The organism is Bradyrhizobium sp. Mp19 (assembly GCF_029952935.1).
Classification (GTDB): domain Bacteria; phylum Pseudomonadota; class Alphaproteobacteria; order Rhizobiales; family Xanthobacteraceae; genus Bradyrhizobium; species Bradyrhizobium elkanii.
In genome coordinates this window covers 216,103-233,835 of sequence record NZ_JASAUT010000007.1, presented here as the reverse complement: position 1 = coordinate 233,835, position 17,733 = coordinate 216,103, and the positions used below count along the sequence as shown (strand labels likewise).

General features: G+C 64.5%; 16 protein-coding genes and 2 pseudogenes. 8 read left to right on the top strand and 10 right to left on the bottom strand.

The window, feature by feature from the left end:
• Nucleotides 1-8 precede the first annotated feature (8 nt).
• The gene (locus QJT82_RS12125; RefSeq protein ID WP_028339440.1) at nucleotides 9-1,079 is read right to left on the bottom strand and encodes a putative sulfate exporter family transporter; all 1,071 of its coding nucleotides are present in this window, start codon (nucleotides 1,077-1,079) and stop codon (nucleotides 9-11) included.
• Between the two features lie 86 nt (nucleotides 1,080-1,165).
• Here QJT82_RS12125 and QJT82_RS12120 point away from each other — a divergent pair, with 86 nt between their 5' ends.
• Nucleotides 1,166-2,137, top strand: a complete 972-nt coding sequence (locus QJT82_RS12120) for a LysR family transcriptional regulator (protein WP_028339441.1) — start codon at nucleotides 1,166-1,168, stop codon at nucleotides 2,135-2,137.
• On the opposite strand, the gene QJT82_RS12115 is transcribed toward QJT82_RS12120, so the two are convergent.
• The 3 genes from QJT82_RS12115 to QJT82_RS12105 form a co-directional block, all read right to left on the bottom strand.
• Complete coding sequence (locus QJT82_RS12115) at nucleotides 2,085-2,306, bottom strand: hypothetical protein (protein ID WP_038377517.1); 222 nt, start codon at nucleotides 2,304-2,306, stop codon at nucleotides 2,085-2,087. The two genes, QJT82_RS12120 and QJT82_RS12115, sit on opposite strands and share 53 nt — an antisense overlap.
• A 149-nt stretch (nucleotides 2,307-2,455) precedes the next feature.
• On the bottom strand, nucleotides 2,456-3,694 hold the full coding sequence (locus QJT82_RS12110; RefSeq protein ID WP_028339442.1) for an ATP-binding protein: 1,239 nt from the start codon (nucleotides 3,692-3,694) through the stop codon (nucleotides 2,456-2,458).
• A 390-nt stretch (nucleotides 3,695-4,084) separates the two neighbouring features.
• On the bottom strand, nucleotides 4,085-5,356 hold the full coding sequence (locus QJT82_RS12105; protein ID WP_028339443.1) for an allantoate amidohydrolase: 1,272 nt from the start codon (nucleotides 5,354-5,356) through the stop codon (nucleotides 4,085-4,087).
• 373 nt (nucleotides 5,357-5,729) lie between these two features.
• Here QJT82_RS12105 and QJT82_RS12100 point away from each other — a divergent pair, with 373 nt between their 5' ends.
• From QJT82_RS12100 to QJT82_RS12080, 5 genes are read left to right on the top strand one after another with little or no spacing between them, the layout of a single operon-like run.
• Entirely contained in the window at nucleotides 5,730-6,839 is a 1,110-nt protein-coding gene (locus QJT82_RS12100; RefSeq protein WP_028339444.1) for a BMP family ABC transporter substrate-binding protein, read from the top strand.
• Nucleotides 6,836-7,945, top strand: coding sequence for an ABC transporter permease (locus tag QJT82_RS12095; protein WP_028339445.1), 1,110 nt, complete (start codon nucleotides 6,836-6,838; stop codon nucleotides 7,943-7,945). Before QJT82_RS12100 ends, QJT82_RS12095 begins: the two co-directional genes overlap by 4 nt.
• 1 nt (nucleotide 7,946) lies before the next feature.
• Nucleotides 7,947-8,873, top strand: a complete 927-nt coding sequence (locus QJT82_RS12090) for an ABC transporter permease (RefSeq protein ID WP_028339446.1) — start codon at nucleotides 7,947-7,949, stop codon at nucleotides 8,871-8,873.
• 19 nt (nucleotides 8,874-8,892) lie between these two features.
• Nucleotides 8,893-9,576: an isochorismatase family cysteine hydrolase gene (locus tag QJT82_RS12085; RefSeq protein WP_028339447.1), complete on the top strand. Its 684-nt coding sequence runs from the start codon at nucleotides 8,893-8,895 to the stop codon at nucleotides 9,574-9,576.
• Nucleotides 9,573-11,105: an ABC transporter ATP-binding protein gene (locus QJT82_RS12080; RefSeq protein ID WP_028339448.1), complete on the top strand. Its 1,533-nt coding sequence runs from the start codon at nucleotides 9,573-9,575 to the stop codon at nucleotides 11,103-11,105. Before QJT82_RS12085 ends, QJT82_RS12080 begins: the two co-directional genes overlap by 4 nt.
• 307 nt (nucleotides 11,106-11,412) lie before the next feature.
• Here the strand turns inward: QJT82_RS12080 and puuE are convergent, their stop codons facing one another.
• Both puuE and QJT82_RS12070 read right to left on the bottom strand, forming a co-directional pair.
• The gene (gene puuE, locus QJT82_RS12075) at nucleotides 11,413-12,351 is read right to left on the bottom strand and encodes an allantoinase PuuE (RefSeq protein WP_028339449.1); all 939 of its coding nucleotides are present in this window, start codon (nucleotides 12,349-12,351) and stop codon (nucleotides 11,413-11,415) included.
• 1 nt (nucleotide 12,352) lies between these two features.
• Nucleotides 12,353-12,766 carry a DUF3830 family protein gene (locus QJT82_RS12070; protein ID WP_016843084.1) on the bottom strand — a complete coding sequence of 138 codons (414 nt, stop codon included), beginning with the start codon at nucleotides 12,764-12,766 and terminating at the stop codon, nucleotides 12,353-12,355.
• 196 nt (nucleotides 12,767-12,962) lie between these two features.
• Between QJT82_RS12070 and QJT82_RS12065 the strand changes: the two genes are divergently transcribed.
• On the top strand, nucleotides 12,963-13,697 hold the full coding sequence (locus tag QJT82_RS12065; RefSeq protein WP_028339450.1) for a 3-oxoacyl-ACP reductase family protein: 735 nt from the start codon (nucleotides 12,963-12,965) through the stop codon (nucleotides 13,695-13,697).
• Here QJT82_RS12065 and QJT82_RS12060 read toward each other — a convergent pair.
• A pseudogene (locus QJT82_RS12060) lies at nucleotides 13,694-13,783 on the bottom strand (IS5/IS1182 family transposase); the annotation flags it as partial. The gene QJT82_RS12065 and the pseudogene QJT82_RS12060 overlap by 4 nt on opposite strands.
• Nucleotides 13,784-14,195: 412 nt before the next feature.
• Here QJT82_RS12060 and QJT82_RS12055 point away from each other — a divergent pair.
• Entirely contained in the window at nucleotides 14,196-14,801 is a 606-nt protein-coding gene (locus QJT82_RS12055; protein WP_028339451.1) for a CarD family transcriptional regulator, read from the top strand.
• A 78-nt stretch (nucleotides 14,802-14,879) separates the two neighbouring features.
• Here QJT82_RS12055 and QJT82_RS12050 read toward each other — a convergent pair whose 3' ends face one another.
• From QJT82_RS12050 to QJT82_RS12040, 3 genes and pseudogenes are all read right to left on the bottom strand, one after another.
• Nucleotides 14,880-15,566 (bottom strand): hypothetical protein, encoded by a 687-nt coding sequence (locus tag QJT82_RS12050; protein WP_028339452.1) that lies wholly within the window; start codon nucleotides 15,564-15,566, stop codon nucleotides 14,880-14,882.
• Nucleotides 15,567-16,110: 544 nt separating this feature from the next.
• Entirely contained in the window at nucleotides 16,111-17,022 is a 912-nt protein-coding gene (locus QJT82_RS12045; protein WP_028339453.1) for a complex I NDUFA9 subunit family protein, read from the bottom strand.
• 123 nt (nucleotides 17,023-17,145) lie between these two features.
• Nucleotides 17,146-17,516 (bottom strand): annotated as a pseudogene (locus QJT82_RS12040) (VOC family protein).
• Nucleotides 17,517-17,733: the final 217 nt, after the last annotated feature.

Genomic DNA, 17,733 nt, shown 5'->3' with positions numbered 1-17,733 from the left:
ATCATGCTCTACCTGAAGAAGTGCACGAGGCCGATGCTCAAGCCCAGGAGCAGCATCAGCGACAGCGTGACGGCGGCCGTCACCCGGCCGCCGACGGTCGAGAGCACCCGCACATCGACCCCGAGCCCAAGCGCTGCCATCGAGACGACGGTGAGGATCGCCGCCGTCTTGGTCACCGGCGCGATCGCGATGTCAGGCACGAGCTGGAACGAGCGCATCGCGGCCAGCACCAGGAAGCCGATGATGAACCAGGGCACCAGCTTGAACGGGCTGATCGAGGCGGTCTTTGAAGTGCCCTCCCTGGCGGCGCCGGCCTTGCGCCGCCGCGCCACCAGCAGCGAGAGGCCGATCACGATCGGGCCCAGCATCAACACCCGCACCAGCTTGACCAGCGTGCCGATCTGGGTCGAGACGATGCCGGCCGGCACGGTCGCTGCCAGCACCTGCGGCACGGCATAGACCGTGAGGCCGGCGAGGATGCCGTATTGCGTCGCCGTCAGCTTGAGCAGCGGAATCAGGAGCGGCAGGCCGAGCACCATCAGCACACCGAGAATGGCGGTGAACGAGATCGACGAGGCGATGTCGTCGCCATCGGCCTCGATTACCGGCGCCACCGCCGCGATCGCCGAGTTGCCGCAGATCGAGTTGCCGCAGGCGATCAGGATCGCGAGCTTGGTCTTGAGGCCGAGCATCCGGCTGAGGCCATAGCTCACCGCCAGCATGATCACGACGGTCACGGCGATGGCGCCGATCAGCAGCCCGCCCGATGCCACGATCGCGGCAAAGCTGATGGAGGCGCCGAGCAGCATCACCGCGACCTCGAGCAGCTGCTTGGCGCTGAAGGCAATGCCCGAGCGCCAGCGCGCCGACGGCTCCCAGGCGGTGCGCACCGCCATGCCGAGCAGGATCGCGACGACGAGCGCCTCGATATAGGGATGGTCGAAAACGCGCTCCTCGGCGGCCTGGATGCCGAGCGAGATGACCGTGACGACCCCGCAGAGCAGAATCCCCGGAATGAGCTGGAATATGCGCCTCAGCGCCCCCTGCTTCTGCCCCTGGTCTTGTTCTTGTTCCGGCACAAAATCCTCTTTTCGGAGAAGATTTTATGCGCCATGGCACACCTCTTGGCTAATATATTTTCGGACTGCCCCGATAGAGAGAAGTTATGTCCCTCAACCTGCATCTGCTCCGCCTGTTCGCGGCCGTGGCGAGAACCGGAAGTTTCTCCCGCGCCGCCGACCTCCTGCACATCAGCCAGCCGGCGATCTCGAAGGGCGTGCGGGATTTCGAGCTGCAGGTCGGCTGCCGGCTGCTCGACCGCACGCCGAAGGGGGTGCGGCCGACCCGGGAGGGTGCGGCGCTGGCGCGGCATGCCGAGACGCTGTTTGCGGCCGAACGCGCCGCCGAGGACGAATTGCAGGCGCTGCGCAACCTCGACAGCGGCTCGCTGCGGATCGGCGCCAGCACCACGATCGCGACCTACATGATCCCGGAATATCTCGGCGTGTTCCACCGCGCCTTTCCCGGCATCGATCTGCACGTCGTGAGCGCCAACACCAGCGATATCGCCGCGCTGATGCTGGGACACGAGATCGAGATCGCGCTGGTCGAGGGGCCGGTCGAGGACGAGAATTTGGTCAGCGAAGCCTGGCGTACCGACGTGATGGCGCTGATTGCGGGTCCGGATCATCGCTTCGCAGCGGTCCAGGGGCCGATCGACATCCGGTCGCTGAATGACGAAATCCTGATCGTGCGGGAACCCGGCTCAGGCACGCGCGAGGTGGTCGCGCAGGCGCTGGCCGCCCACCACGTCGAGCCGCAGCGGACGCTCGAGATCGGCAGCACCGAGGCGATCAAGCAGGCGGTGGCATCAGGCGTCGGCGTCGCCATCGTGTCGATCGCGACGATCGACGATCAGGTGAAGCTCGGAAAGCTGAAGGTGATCCCGATCAAGGGCGTCCACATCGAGCGCACGCTCTGGCAACTGAAATCGCCCGGCCGGCTGGACGTGCCGGCGGCGGTGGCGTTCGAGGGGATCATTCGGGAAGCGCAAACGGCGAAGAGGGCGTCGCGCGGGCCTGCGGCTAGAGCGCGGCGAACAGACCCTGCGCCCAGGCAACGGCATGCTCGAAGCTGAACACACCGGGCTCGAAATAGACGGCCCGTGCCAGCACGATGCCGACCACCAGCACCCAGAACACGCTGGTGCCCGCAGTCTTCAGCCATTTCGACACGCCCTCGCTAGCGATCGAAGGATCGACCGCGGGGACCGGCTCGCCGAAGGGATCGAATGCGGATTGGCTCATCGTCGTGACCATCAGGAATGTCAGGAGAATGTCGCGACGACGGGGGCGGAAGCAAGGGTAGTGGAATGCCTTTTGCGGCGGTTACTTGGAAGGACTTTTTCCAGTCTGAAAGCCGGGGAGCATTTCCTTCTCGGCGTCCCCTTCAGCCATCAACCATCGGTCACGCGCTGGGGCGCCACGCGTGGCAGGGTGATCCGCATGCGTGTCCCCATGCCCGGGGCACTGTCGAGATGGAGCTCTCCGCCCAGCCGGTTCGTGACGATGTTATGAACGATGTGGAGACCGAGCCCGATGCGGCCGATGTCGCGGCGCGTGGTGAAGAAGGGATCGAAGGCCTGCCGCAGCACGTCGTCGTCCATCCCGCAACCGTTGTCGGCGAACAGGATCTCGACCTGGTCCGCGCCTGACGCGCCCAGCCGGATCGTGATCACGCCGCCCTTGCCATCCGGAAACGCGTGCGCCACCGAATTGACGAACAGGTTGGTCAACACCTGGCCGTAGGGGCCGGGATAGCTGTTCATGGCAAGACCGGGCGGGCAATCGACCTCGAGCGCGAGGTTGTTCTTCGGCAAGGCCGGACGGAGGTTCGAGAGAACCTGCTCGGTCACCGCGGCGAGATCGAACTGGCTGCGGTCGAAATAGCTGCGATCGACGGCCACCTGCTTGAACGATTGCACCAGATCCGCCGCGCGCTTGAGGTTGCCGACAAGCAGCGACGAGGCGCTTTCGACGACCTCGATGAAATCGCTCAGGCTGGACCGCTTCAGCTTGCCGCGCGCAGCCTCGGCAGCGAAGTCGGCGCATTTCTGCTCCAGCACTGACGCGACGGTGAGACTGGTGCCGACCGGACTGTTGATCTCGTGCGCGACGCCGGCCACCAGCCGGCCCAGCGCCGCGAGCTTTTCCGCCTCGATCAGCGACGCCTGGGTCTCCTGCAGATGGTGCAAGGCCTTCTCGGCTGCGTCACGGGCGGCGCGGATCTCGCGTTCGCTCCGCTTGCGATCGGTGATCTCTTCGGCCGCAACGTTGACGCCGACGATGCTCCCGTTCGGTTCGCGCTGCGGATGCCAATGCGTGATCCAGCATCGCTCGTCATTGTGGCCGGGGCGCTGGCCGTAAACCTCCACGTCGGTGACGGGCTCTCCGGTCTCCATGATCGACCGGACGATACCTTCGACCGCCGAAGCCAGCGCGGGCACGCAATCGTGCACCGTACGCCCGAGGTGGCCTTCGACCGAAATGCCGCAGATCTCGGTGAGACGCTGGTTGATCTGAAGGTAACGGCAATCGGGAGAGAGGTAGGCGAGACCGATCGGCGCAGTGTCGTAGATCAGCTGCAGCGCCGGTTGCTTTGGGAACTGAACGTCCTGGACGACGGACGACCTCATGTCCACTACCCCCCGTTGTACCAAGTCTAGCGCTTCGCGCCCGGCCCGCAAATAGCCCAGCTGAGCCGGAAACGGTGGTCTGATCTGTGCGGATTCGGCACGGGGCGGGGCCGGCAGCGGCCCCCGGACCGGTGCCTGCGGCGTGCTGACGCAACGTGGACAGCAAGAGGTCCTCGATATTTCGAGCCCATTTCCGCCAAGAGACTCTCGCCCCTGCGAACGCCATTTGGACCGTCGTCCTGAGGTGCGAGCGGAGCGAGCCTCGAAGGACGCACGGCCACAGTTGGGCCGTCGCCCTTCGAGACGCCGCTTCGCGGCTCCTCAGGGTGACGGTGTTGGAGTTGCGAAGGACTCTCGATCTACTCGCTGCGCAACGCGGGCGCGGCAGCTTCAGCTATTCACGACACCGTGCGGACGAAAATTCTCGACGAAGCGCAGCAGCACCCGCGCGCCGGTGTCGGCATCGGCGAGCTCGACATGCTCGGCCGGATTGTGGCTGATCCCGCCGCGGCAGCGCACGAAGATCATGCCGATATCGGCGACATCGACCATCGCCATGCCGTCATGCCCCGCCCCGCTCGGCAGCTCGAACGCGGCATGGCCCTCGGCCGCAACGGCCTCGGCGATCTGCGTCTTGAGCCACGGCGCGCAGGGCACGCTGCGGTTCTCGTGGGTGACGTCGATCTGCAAGGCGAGCTCGCGGCGTTTTGCGATCGCCTCGATCTGCCGCACGATGTCGGCGACGGCGCGCTTGCGATGCATGTCGTTCTGCGAGCGGATGTCCATGGTGAAGGACACCTTGCCCGGGATCACATTGGTGGCGCCGGGCATCGCGTTGACATAGCCGACGGTGCCGACGAGGCCTTGTTCGTCGGACTGGCAAAACTGTTCGATCGCAACGATGCATTCGGCAGCGCCCGCCAGCGCATCGCGCCGCAGCTTCATCGGCACCGTGCCGGCGTGGCCGGCGACGCCGGTGAGACTGGCGGCCAGCCGGGTCGCACCCGAAATCGCGGTGACGACGCCGACCGGCAGCGCCTTCTCCTCAAGCACGGGGCCCTGCTCGATGTGCAGCTCGACATAGGCGAGCAGCTCGCGGCGGGGGCGCGCTGCCTTGCCGATATGATCGGGCTCGAGGCCGAACTGGATCAGCGCATCGCGCATCGACGTGCCGGCGCGGTCGCGCGTGTTGAGCACGCTCTCGTCGAAGGTGCCGGCGACCGCGCGGCTGCCGAGCAGGGTCGAGGCGAAGCGCACGCCCTCCTCGTCAGCAAAGCCCACGATCTCGATCGCGAACGGCAGCCGCCTGCCGCGCCGGTTCAGATCGGCGACGCAGGCGATTGCGGTGATGACGCCAAGCGGGCCGTCCCATCGGCCGGCGTCGCGCACGGTGTCGTAATGCGAGCCGAGCATCAGCGCCGGCAGGCCCGGCCGCTCGCCCTCATAGCGGCCGCAGACATTGCCGATGGCATCGAGATGCGCGCTCATGCCAGCCTCGCGCATCCAGGACAGGATGAGATCGGCCGCCTTGCGGTGCTCGTCGGTGAGGAAGACTCGCGCCAGATGCTCCGGCGTCTCGGAGATCGTCGCGAGCTGATCGATCCGCGCCACGATCTCTTCGCCAAGCGAAGACGGTTTCGAGGACGGTTTTGTCTCGCTCATGCTGTTTCCCATCAGTCCAACGCGGCCGCCGGAGCCCGCTTCACTCGTAGCAGGCCCGATCCGATTGACCAGCCGGCAAATGGCGCGTCGCGCGCAGGTCCCGACCGGGCGTGCACGGGCTGTCCAGCGGTTAGCGACTGCTTAACGGCATTGCATACAACAGCGATCGATCGCTCATAAAATAGGCAAATCGATCTGGATCAGCTTCCGAGACTTCTGGACCTGATCACCATTCCTACGTGCATTCAACCGCTTACGGAGGAATGACCGCCAAACATGCTCTGGCATGAAGCTTGCGACACTTCCCTCAAGCTCCGCCGTCGGGCGGCTGCGACAAGGACAGGCGGGCCGGACCCGCCGGAGGGAGCAGGCGATGGATTTTGGCAGGATTTCAAGAAGGCATTTATTGCAGGGGAGCGCCGCACTGGCGCTCGGCAGCACGCTCGGCATTCGTGGCGCGGCCGCAGCCGAAACCACGATCGGCTTCATCTATGTCGGGTCGCGCGACGACTACGGCTACAACCAGGCCCACGCGCAAGGAGCCGCGGCGGTGAAGAAGCTTCCCGGCATCAAGGTCGTCGAGGAAGAAAAGGTGCCGGAGACCGATGCAGTCGAGAAGACCATCGAGTCCATGATCAATCTCGACGGCGCCACGCTCATGTTCCCGACCTCGTTCGGTTACTACAACCCGCACGTCCTCAAGATGGCGGGCAAGTTTCCAAAACTGCATTTCGAGCATTGCGGCGGGCTGTGGTCCGACAAGGACCCGAAGAACGCGGGCAGCTATTTCGGCTATATCGACGAGGCGCAGTACATCTCCGGCATCGTCGCCGGCTATTCGACCAAGAGCGGCAAGCTCGGCTTCGTCGCCGCCAAGCCGATCCCGCAGGTGCTGCGCAACATCAACGCATTCACGCTCGGCGCCCGGCTCGCCAATCCGAAGGCGACCACGCAGGTGATCTTCACCGGCGACTGGTCGATGCCGGTCAAGGAGGCCGAGGCGACCAACAGCCTGATCGACCAGGGCGTCGACGTGCTGACCTGCCATGTCGACGGACCGAAGACGATGGTCGAGAACGCCGCGCGCCGCGGCGCTTTCGTCTGCGGCTATCACGTCAACCAGTCGCCGCTGGCGCCGAAGGCCTATCTCACCGGCGCCGAGTGGAATTGGGAGGCGCTCTACCCGAAATTCGTCAAGATGATCACCGCGGGCGAAGCGATCCCGAACTTCTATCGCGGCGGCCTCAAGGAAGAGATCGTCAAGGTGTCGCCCTACGGCGAAATGGTCTCGGCCGAGGCGCGCAAGCATGCCGACGACGTCAAGGCCAAGTTCATGACCGGCGAGTACGCGATCTTCAAGGGCCCGCTCGTCGACAACAAGGGCAAGACGGTGATCGCTTCCGGCACCGATCGCGGCCAGCAGGATCCCGAGCTCGAGAAGATGGACTATCTCGTCGAGGGCGTGATCGGAGCCACCGCGTGACGACCGAGACGGCGGAATCGGTGGAGGCGGCCGGCATCGCTCCGGCCGCCGATCCCGGATTCCTCCAGCGCCACGGCGCGAGCATCGAATACATCCTGATCCCGGCCGCGGCGCTGGTCGGCGCGCTCGCGGTGTTCGGCGGTTTTGTCGCGCTGTACGGCAAGAACCCGCTCGATCTGTATTTCTACATGTATTACGGCGCGTTCGGCACCGCCTTCTCCTGGCAGAACACGCTGACCCGCGCCGCACCGCTGATCCTGACCGCGCTGTGCACGGCGCTGCCGGCGCAGCTCGGCATGGTGATCATCGGCGGCGAAGGCGCGCTGCTGATCGGCGCGCTGTCGGCGACCGCGGCCGCGCTGGCGCTGCAAGGCGCGGCGCCGATCGTGGTGCAGCTCGCGATGGTGATCGCGGGCATGATCGGCGGCGGCCTCTGGATCACGCTGTCGGGCGGCCTGCGGCAATATCGCGGGGTCAACGAGACGATCTCGAGCCTGCTGCTGGTCTATATCGCGCTTGCGATTCTGAACCATCTGGTCGAGGGCCCGATGCGCGATCCGGCGAGCCTGAACAAGCCGTCGACGCGCGAGATCGGCGCCGCCAACATGATCGGCACCATTCCCGGCACCGACGTGCATTGGGGCCTGGTGTTCGGCCTCGTCGCGGCCGTTGCCGCCTACATCCTGATCTATCACACCACCTTCGGCTTCGCGGCGCGCGTTGCCGGCGGCAACATCCGCGCCGCCAAGATCGTCGGCCTCAGCGTCGGCAAGCTGATCCTGACCGTCTGCTTCCTCGCCGGCAGTTGCGCCGGGCTAGCCGGCATGATCGAGGTCGCGGCGGTGCAGGGCCGCACCAACGCCAACCTCGCCGCCGGTTACGGCTTCACCGGCATCCTGGTCGCGTTCCTGGCGCGGCAGAATCCGCTCGCGATCATTCCGGTGGCGATCCTGCTCGGCGGCATCTCGGCTTCCGGCGGCCTGTTGCAGCGGCGGCTCGGCCTGCCCGACGCCTCCGTGCTGGTGCTGCAAGGCATCATCTTCGTGTTCGTGCTGGCCAGCGACGCGCTCTATGGACGGATCGGATTCCTGAAGGGAAAGTCCTGACATGGCGGACGCATCGCTCGGGCTCTGGACCGTTCCGCTGGCCGTGTTCGGCGGCGCCATCCGCGTCTCGACGCCGTTCCTGTTCGTCAGCCTCGGCGAGTGCATCACCGAGCGAAGTGGCCGCATCAATCTCGGCCTCGAGGGCACGCTGGTGATGGGCGCAATGAGCGCCTACGGCATCTCCTATCTGTCGGGCTCGCCGTGGCTCGGGGTGCTTGCGGCCGGCATCACCGGCGCCCTGTTCGGCGCGCTGCATGCCGGGATCTGCTCGCTGCCGCGGGTCAACGACATCGCGGTCGGCATCGCGCTGATGCTGCTCGGCACTGGTTTGGCGTTCTTCCTCGGCAAGCCGCTGATCGAGCCGACCGCGGCCCGGCTGCCGGCGATCGATTTCGGCTGGTGGAGCGACGTGCCGCAGGTGCGCGCGGCGCTGCGCATCAACGTGCTGTTCCTGATCGGCGTCGCGATCGCGCCGCTGCTCTACTGGGCCTTCAGGACCACGCGCTGGGGCCTCTTGATCCGCACCGCCGGCGAGAGCGCGGATGCGGCACGCGCGATGGGCCATTCGGTGCTGCTGATCAGGTTGCGCGCCACCATGGTCGGCGGCTTCCTCGCCGGCATCGGCGGCTCGTTCCTGTCGCTGTTCTATCCGGGCAGCTGGAACGAAGGCCTTTCCTCGGGACAGGGCATCACCGCGGTGGCACTGGTGATCTTCGCGCGCTGGGACCCGATGCTGTGCCTGTGGGCGTCGCTCGCCTTCGGCGGCGCGGCCGCGCTCGGGCCCGCGCTGCAATCGGTCGGCATCACCTCCGGCTATCATTTGTTCAACGCCGCGCCCTACATCCTGACGCTGGCGATCATGATCATCACCTGCTCGCCGAAGCGCACGCTGACCGGCGCGCCCGCCGAATTGTCCATCACCCGATAGCATCTCGAAAGATCATTTCATGCCCGAGCGCTTCATCAAGTCCGAGCCCTACGCTTGGCCCTACAATGGCGATCTGCGGCCAGAGAATACCGCGCTCATCATCATCGACATGCAGACCGATTTCTGCGGCGTCGGCGGCTATGTCGACAAGATGGGCTACGACCTGTCGCTGACGCGGGCGCCGATCGAGCCGATCAGGAAGCTGCTCGCGGTGATGCGCGCGCAGGGCTTTCACATCATCCATACGCGCGAGGGGCACCGGCCTGATCTGACCGACCTGCCCGCCAACAAGCGCTGGCGCTCGCGCCAGATCGGCGCCGGCATCGGCGACCCCGGCCCCTGCGGCCGCATCCTGGTGCGCGGCGAACCCGGCTGGGAGATCATTCCCGACCTCGCGCCGCTGCCGGGCGAGCCAATTATCGACAAGCCCGGAAAAGGCTCGTTCTGCGCTACCGACCTCGAGCTGATGCTGCGGCTGCGCGGCATCGAGAACATCGTGCTGACCGGCATCACCACCGACGTCTGCGTCCACACCACCATGCGCGAGGCCAACGACCGCGGCTTCGAGTGCGTGTTGGTCGAGGACTGTTGCGGCGCGACCGACCGGAGCAACCACGACCACGCGCTGAAGATGATCAAGATGCAGGGCGGTGTGTTCGGCGCGGTGACCAGATCCGCCGACCTGATCGGGGCGCTGTCGTGATCATCGGCGAGCCGCCCGCACCATCAGGCGCGTTCGGCGTCGATGCCATCGCCATGACGATGCGGTTCGGCGATTTCACAGCGCTCGACAATGTCGAGCTCAAGGTGCGTCCCGGCTCGTTCCACGCGCTGCTCGGCGAGAACGGCGCGGGCAAGAGCACGCTCGTGAAATGCATTATGGGCTATTACCACGCCACCGAAGGCGACATCCTGGTCGGCGGCCGCCAGCAGGCCATTGCCAATCCGAAGGACGCGCATGCGCTCGGGCTCGGCATGGTCTACCAGCATTTCACGCTGGTGCCAGCGATGACGGTTGCCGAGAATTTGGTGCTGGCGCGCGACGACGTTCCTGCCGTGGTCGACTGGCGCGAGGAGAAGAAGGAGCTCGAGGCCTTCCTGGTGCGGATGCCGTTCAAGGTGCCGCTCGACGCAAAAGTATCCGACATCTCCGCCGGCGAGCGGCAGAAATGCGAGATCCTCAAGCAGCTGTATCTGAAGCGGCGCTTCCTGATCCTGGACGAGCCGACCTCGGTGCTGACACCGGGCGAAGCCGACGAGGTGCTCGGCATGCTGCGCGCGATGGTGGTCGCGGGCGAACTCACCATCCTGATGATCACGCACAAGTTCCGCGAGGTGATGGCCTTTGCCGACGAGGTGACCATCCTGCGCCGCGGCAAGCTTGCCGGCACCGGCCGGGTTGCCGAGCTGACGCCGGATGAGATGGCCCGCACCATGATCGGCGCCGAGCAGCTGACGGTGCAACCGCCGCGCACCGGCGAGACCGGCGCGGCCCGGCTCGAGCTCGACGGGCTCACCGCGCTTGACGATGCCGGCGCGATCGCCGTGCACGGCGTGTCGCTGACCGTGAAGAGCGGCGAGATTGTCGGCATCGCCGGCGTCTCCGGCAACGGCCAGCGCCAGCTCGTGGAGGTGTTGGCCGGCCAGCGCGAGGCCGAGAGCGGCACCATCCGCGTCCAGGGCGAGACCTATGCGGCGAGCCGCGCGGAGATGCGCCGCCACAGGATGTCGCTGTTGCCGGAAGAGCCGCTGAAGAATGCCTGCGTCGGCGGCATGAGCGTCGCCGACAACATCGCATTCCGCGAGTTCGATCGCGCCCCGTTCGCGCGCGGCGGCTGGTGGCTGAACCGCGCCGCCTTCCGCAACGACGCCGAGCGCAAGATCAACCGCTACAAGATCAAGACCCGCACGCCGGAGACGCCGATCGCGGCGCTGTCGGGCGGCAATGTGCAGCGCGCGGTGCTGGCGCGCGAGCTTTCGGGCGATGTCGAGGTGCTGATCGCCGCCAACCCCTGCTTCGGACTCGACTTCGCGGCAGTGGCGCAAATCCACGCCGAGATCATGGCCGCCCGCAATCGCGGCGCAGCGGTGCTGTTGGTCAGTGAGGATCTCGATGAGCTCCTGGAGCTGTCGGATCGGCTGGTCGTGATGTTCCACGGCGCGTTCGTGCATGAGGCCCGCGCCAGCGAGGCCGACCTCACCGAGATCGGCCGGCACATGGCAGGCCATTGACCATCCGCGTCAAGCGAAGCAATCCATTGTTCCGCGTACGCGGGATCTCGCAATGGCGAACAGCTCTGGCCTCACAAAGATGTCGTCCCTGCGAAAGCAGGGACCCATAACCACGAATGCTGATTGTTGCGCAGCGCTGGAACGACGAATCCCGTTCACAACATCCGCCGCGGCGTATGGGTCCCTGCTCCCGTGCGCAATTGCGCACTAGGCAGGGACGACACCGGAGTTTGTGGCGCGCGATCCGGCAAGATCCCGCCATTGCAATGACGAAGCTGGCTGCGCTCCGCGTCACATCGGGGCAAACCTACCCGATCTCGAACGCGTGTTCCGCGAGATGCTTCAGATTGGCGTGCCAATGCTCGGCGATCGCAAGCCGGGTCGGCACCCAGACATACTCGTGCTTCTGGATGTAGTCGAGAAAGCGCATCAGCGCGGCGGCGCGGCCGGGACGCCCGACGACACGGCAATGCAGGCCGATCGACATCATCTTCGGTGAGGTCGCGCCCTCGGCATAGAGCACGTCGAAACTGTCTTTCAGGTAAGTGTAGAACTCCTCGCCGCCGCCGAAGCCCTGCGCGTTGATGAAGCGCATGTCGTTGGCATCGAGCGTATAGGGGATCACGAGATGCGGCTCGGTGCCTGGCGCCTTGATCCAGTACGGCAAATCGTCGGCATAGGAGTCGCAGAGATAACGGAGGCCACCCGCCTCCATCAAAAGCCGCATCGTGTTGATCGAGGAGCGGCCGGTGTACCAGCCGAGCGGCCGCGCGCCTGTCGCCTCGGTGTGCACGGCAATGGCGCGGGCGATCTCCTCGCGCTCCTCGTCCTCCGACATGTCCTTGTGCTCGACCCAGCGCAGGCTGTGGCTGGCGATGTCCCAGCCCGCCTCCTGCATCGCGGCGACGACGTCCGGATTGCGTTTCAGCGCCGTCGCGACGCCGAACACCGTGGCCGGCAGCTTCCGCTCGGTGAATATCCGCCACAGCCGCCAGAAGCCGGCGCGCGAGCCATATTCGAACATCGTTTCGATATTGGCGTGACGCTGCCCGACCCAGGGCTGCGCGCCGAGCACGTCGGACAGGAACGCTTCCGAGGCGCGATCACCGTGCAGGATGTTGTTCTCGCCGCCCTCCTCGAAATTGACCACGAATTGCACGGCGATGCGCGCCGCGTCGGGCCATTTCGGATCGGGCGGATTGCGGCCGTAGCCGCGGAGATCGCGCGGATAGCGGGCCTCGGTCACATCAGATTTCCTCGAAGCGGATGTTCTGCGCGCCCTTCCACAACACGGTCTTGCCGAAGGCGGTGAGGTTCTCCAGCCCCGAGGTCAGCGTGATGAAATGATTGCCGGCGAGCTGGCCCATCTTGCTGGCGAAATGCACGCCGCCATAGGCGAGCAGGATCTCGGTCTCGCTGATGCCGCCGGGATAGAGGATGATCTGGCCCGGCGCCGGATAGCTGGTGTGGTTCTCGTAGGACACGCCGAAGTCGAGGTCGCCGAGCGGCATCCAGACGCCCTCGCCGCTCCAGCGCACGTGGATCGCCTGGCTCTCGAACGGCATCGCCTTGCGGAACGCGGCGACCGTCTTCGGCGCGAGCTGCTCCTCGAAACGGGCGTCAAAGGTGAACTCGCCGGCGCGGACAATCAGTTTGCTCATCGATCTCTCGTGGGTGGGCCAAGAAGTGATGTCCCAACCATTGCCGCCGGCCCGGGCCGGACGCAAGGCCGATTCCGGCCCGGGAAGCCGGTTTTTCGCCGCTCGGCGGCCTTCAACGCAGATTTGAGCAGAGTTGCGTTGCGCGGCGCCTTCCCGTTTGCGAGCCTGCGCGGATACGTCGAACAGGGTGACTTTGATGACAGCAAGCAGTCTGCACGGACATGTGGCGCTGGTGACCGGCGGATCGCGCGGCATTGGTGCGGCGATCGTCAAGATGCTGGCGGATGCCGGCGCCGCCGTCGCCATCAATTATCGCGAGCGCTCGGCCGAGGCGGAGACGCTGGCGAAGGGCATCATTGCCGCCGGCGGCCGCGCCGTCGCGATCGCCGCCGACGTCTCGGAAGCCGCCGCCGTCGCCACGCTGGTCGAGCGCGCCAAATCCGGGCTCGGCCCGGTCGACATCCTCGTCAACAATGCCGGGATCGCCATCGTCAGGGGTATCGACGAGCTCACCGAGGAGGATTTCGACCGCACCATCACGGTCAATCTCAAATCGGCGTTCCTGTGCACTCAGGCGGTGCTGCCGATGATGCGCACCCGGAAATGGGGCCGCATCGTCAACATCTCTTCCGGCGCTGCGCGCGGCGCCGGCTCGATCGGGCCACACTACAACGCATCCAAGGCGGCGATGGAGGGGATGACCCGCGGCTATGCCGCACGCCTCGTCAAGGAGGGCATCACGGTCAATGCCGTCGCGCCCTCGCTGATCGAGACCGACATGATGAAGGGACAGAGCGAGCTGGTCAGCCGCATTCCGATGGGCCGTTTCGGCACCGCCGAGGAGGTCGCGCAGGCCGTGATGCTGCTGGTCAATAATCCCTACATGACCGGACAGACCATCGCGATGAGCGGCGGCATGGCGTTCAACTAGGACGCGGCCTCATCAGCGCGCAGCCATAGCCTGATCGATGCGAGTTGAACGACGGCAAGGTAGCTGGCGGCGAGCTTGTCATAGCGCATTGGTCGCGGGATCATCGCGCCTGCGGTACGAATGAGTGATCGAGGCGTGAGAGATCGTCGCCTGAGATGAGTGCATCTGGCCCAGCAGCGGCAGAGACGTGTGCATCCCTGCCGGTTCCACCGATTGCTCCCGGTGTCCTGTCTCTTGGGTTTGGCAAATGTTCGTTTCATCGGCACGAAACGATTGATTTCGCCGAGTGGGAACACGTTGCCAAGAAGCCACAGCGATTGAAGGGAATGGAGATTGGAGGCGTCATTCTCGTGGCGGCGCACGCGCTCGCGGCTTATTGGTTAGGGACAGATCGGGCAGCATGTCATTTCCAGCCCGGCAGTTTTGTTTCAGACGCTTGATTGATCAGAGCTGGAATTGGCATCAGCCAATTTCAGAAGCCATGGAGCTTGTCGCGAAATGAATTTCGATAATCAAACCAGATCTTCTTATTCGAACCACACACATTCAGCATCAGTGACCTCCGCCGATAAACCGAATGAGGGCCAGGACGGCGAAACACGCTTTGGATTTAGGGCAACGGACTTGATCGTATACCCTGCGCACGGCGTCGGCCAAATTGTAGCGATTGAGGAACAGACGGTGGCGGGGGCTTGCCTCGAGTTCTTTGTCGTCTATTTCGCGAAGAGCAAGATGACGCTACGCGTTCCGACGAGGAAGGCGGCAAGCGCCGGAATGCGTCAACTGTCCGATCCCGTTTCGATCGAGCACATGCGACGAATCCTGGGGCAGGCGCCGCACAAAGCGCGGGGTAATTGGTCCCGACTTGCTCAAGAATACGAAAGCAAGATCAATTCGGGCAATATTGTCGCTATCGCGGAGGTCATGCGCGATCTGTATCGGCCCGCGGTCAATCCCGAGCAGAGCTACAGCGAACGACAGCTGTACGCTGCGGCAGTCGAACGCCTGTCCGGAGAAGTGGCGCTCGTCAGCGGCATTACTGAAGAGGAAGCCGTCAAGGAGCTTGAAAGCCTCATCATTGCTGAGGTCAGGCGGAGCGCATAGGGACTGGTCGCACATCCTCGGAATGTCTGCGTCCGGGTCCTGGCCGACGTTCCGGCGCCGCCGGCCAGATATGATTTCCTAGGATGGCCGTTCGACGAAGGCGACGGTCTTATTGCTATAGGTCCATATCGCGCCGTCGCGCTTGCTGATCCCGAGAAAGGCGGTCTTTGTACCGGCATATTTCATGTCCCGATTGCCCCCGTCGATGCCATAGGCCCATGGGTCGAGGCACAGAAACTCGGTGATCTTGCCGTCGGCTCCCGATGTGCGGTGGCCGACGATGCCCACATAGTGGGCGCCGCCGAGGGAGGCCCGCACCGGCACCTTGTTTTCGAGATTCTTGATTGTCCAATCCACCGCTTTGCTGGGATCGCGGCCCGCGCTCACCTGGTCGCGCGCCGTCGGTTCGGCCATTTTCCAGCCCATATAGCGGACAAACACGATCTTGATGATCGAACCGCACCAATATTCATTGTTCACTGCCTTGAGGAAACCGCCATTGTTCTGGTTCCACGGCAGCTTGCTCTTCTTGTAGTTTTCCATCGACGCGTCAGCGGTCGCCGCCAGGGTGGGAAGGGTGTGCAGCTGTTCATCCACCAGCATTTCATAGACGCGATGGCGGCCGTCCAATTCGTCGCTGGCGTCCTGATTGCTGTAGAACTTGCGATAGGCGGCGGGTGCTTTGGCCGCCGTCGTGACGGTGTGGAAATAGTGCCAGATCAAATCGGTTTTCCACGAGGGATCGCGGACATGGGTGTCGGACATGGAGAGGGTCCATATAAGGCATTCGGCTGCGGCGGCTTCGCGGTCTTGTCCCGCTTGCGGTTGGACCAGCCGCGCTGAATGGTTAGTCCCCGCTGGATTGATGACGGTTCAACGTGGACTTGGTGACGCCCAATCGCGTCTTGGCAGGAACACGATCAAGCAGACCGCCTCGGAAGCACCCGCCGCATGAACGAATCTCGGTCTCCTGTTGTGCATCGCATGAACCGGGGCTTGGCCCGCAGCCGAAGATCGCTTTAACCATCACAATGTCGGCTCAATGGTACGGAGCGGACCTTGCCTGTTCTGACGCAGGCGGCTCAAAATGCCCCGCCAAGGAGCGCTTTGGTCGCGATGCGCCCGAAAGCGGACGCGTTACTTTGAGTTTTGTCGTTCGTGACCCCAAGGTCAGTTGCCCCCGAACCATCTGCAGCTGCCGACGGCGCACAGCCATATTGCCGCCGTCGAACGGCGGATAAGCCATCGCGTCTCGTAGTGGTAGCGCGCGAACCAGCCATCCGAAGCGGATCTAACCGATGAGTCCCCGTCATCCGCACTTTGACAGCATCTTTTGGAGTATTGCCTCAACCGGCTGCGGCGAAATCCCAAGTTCGACAAGGCCAGGCGACGACACGGTATCGATCTGCATCAGCTCCACCTGATTGCGCGTGAGAATCGGGTCCGGGAGTATTTCGGAAGCCCATGCCAGGGCGTGCCAAACGACGAGCGGGATCGGGACCAGGATGGGCGCAAGACCGGCCTGATGCGCGACGATTCCGACCAATTCTTCGTAGGAATAAACGCGAGGGCCGCCGCACTCGAAGATCGTCGGTTGCGTCTCGGCTCGCTGGATGATCCGGACAGTCGCCTCCGCCACATCTTCCACATAGGCCGGCTGCAGTTTCATCGAGCCGCGGCCGAACATCGGATAGATCGGCAGCCGGCGGAGAAGGTTGAGGATGGTCGTAAGAAACGCATCGTCCGGTCCGAACATGACGGCGGGTCGGATGATATGCGCGCCGGCAAACGTAGCCCTGACCACCAGTTCACCTTCGCCGCGCGCCCGGATGTACCGCGATCGAGACGCGGCATCGGCGCCGATGCCTGACAAATGAACGAGTCGTTTGACTCCGGCCCGGCGCGCTTGGGCCGCTACCCGTTGGGCGGACTCGACATGAACGGAATGAAACGTCTCACGCCCGTGCTCGACGTAAAGGCTGACGGTGTTGACGGCGGCGTGAGCGCCGGCAAGCGCATTTGCGACAGACCGTTCGTCGTGAATATCGGCCTGGACGAACAGAAGCTGCGAATCATGCGGTCCAAACTGACTGCGCCCACGATCTGGATGCCTTGACGCGATCCGGACGGGAAATTCGTGATCGCGCAGATGCTGAACGATGCGGCGGCCGAGAAAGCCGGTTCCGCCGAATACAGTGACGGTGCGACCGTTCGTTGCCATCCTTTGATCTTTGCTCGAGAGAACGCGCCATAGCCCGAGCCGAAGCTGACGTCAGGGCGATGGCCGTCTGTCGGAACAATACCCTTTCGCAGCGACGGTTGGAATGCAGGCCGCTTCGAACCGCTATTGGACGGAAGCCGGATGCAAAGGCCGAGCGAAACTGAGTTCGTGGCCGTCGGGGTCAGCTAGGTGGAAGAAACGCTCACCCCATTCGGCATCGCGCGGGGCGCTGTCGCCGGCTGGTAACCCCCCGCGAGCGCGCGTTCGTAAAGTGCGTCAACATCGGTGACGTAGAAGATGACCCGACCCCACCAGGACCAGCGTCGTTCGGCAGGTTGGTCGATGAGGTTGAGGTAGCTCGGACCTGCTCGAAAGCTGGTGAACGACGACCATTCGCCGCTATGCAGGACCTCAAAGCCCAGGGCTCGGTAGAATCGGACAGCTCGTGGCATGTCATGGGTGCCCAGCGTGAGCGCGCTTATCCTCTCGATCATGGCCAAAACTCCCTTGTTCTACCTCCCTACGCTTTTTTGAAGTCGCGGCGCAGAGATTAACCTCTCATGTGCGTCGAACGGTGAGCAAGTCAGCGCCGCCCGCCCCTTTCCTTGCGTCGCCGCTCACGGCGAGCTGTGGATGCCCCAAACTGCTCGAACCGAAAGCGCTGACGCTCTAAGCTCTCCATCGCGTCGGCCAAACATCAAGTCCAGGCGC

Excerpts from the sequence above, each read along its gene's own strand:
- QJT82_RS12105 (WP_028339443.1), bottom strand. The coding sequence starts at position 5,356 with ATGAGCGAGACAAAACCGTCCTCGAAACCGTCTTCGCTTGGCGAAGAG.
- QJT82_RS12065 (WP_028339450.1), top strand. The coding sequence starts at position 12,963 with ATGACAGCAAGCAGTCTGCACGGACATGTGGCGCTGGTGACCGGCGGA.
- QJT82_RS12110 (WP_028339442.1), bottom strand. The coding sequence starts at position 3,694 with ATGAGGTCGTCCGTCGTCCAGGACGTTCAGTTCCCAAAGCAACCGGCG.
- QJT82_RS12100 (WP_028339444.1), top strand. The coding sequence starts at position 5,730 with ATGGATTTTGGCAGGATTTCAAGAAGGCATTTATTGCAGGGGAGCGCC.
- QJT82_RS12050 (WP_028339452.1), bottom strand. The coding sequence starts at position 15,566 with ATGTCCGACACCCATGTCCGCGATCCCTCGTGGAAAACCGATTTGATC.
- QJT82_RS12070 (WP_016843084.1), bottom strand. The coding sequence starts at position 12,766 with ATGAGCAAACTGATTGTCCGCGCCGGCGAGTTCACCTTTGACGCCCGT.
- QJT82_RS12090 (WP_028339446.1), top strand. The coding sequence starts at position 7,947 with ATGGCGGACGCATCGCTCGGGCTCTGGACCGTTCCGCTGGCCGTGTTC.
- QJT82_RS12045 (WP_028339453.1), bottom strand. The coding sequence starts at position 17,022 with ATGGCAACGAACGGTCGCACCGTCACTGTATTCGGCGGAACCGGCTTT.
- QJT82_RS12055 (WP_028339451.1), top strand. The coding sequence starts at position 14,196 with ATGAATTTCGATAATCAAACCAGATCTTCTTATTCGAACCACACACAT.
- QJT82_RS12085 (WP_028339447.1), top strand. The coding sequence starts at position 8,893 with ATGCCCGAGCGCTTCATCAAGTCCGAGCCCTACGCTTGGCCCTACAAT.
- QJT82_RS12115 (WP_038377517.1), bottom strand. The coding sequence starts at position 2,306 with ATGAGCCAATCCGCATTCGATCCCTTCGGCGAGCCGGTCCCCGCGGTC.
- QJT82_RS12120 (WP_028339441.1), top strand. The coding sequence starts at position 1,166 with ATGTCCCTCAACCTGCATCTGCTCCGCCTGTTCGCGGCCGTGGCGAGA.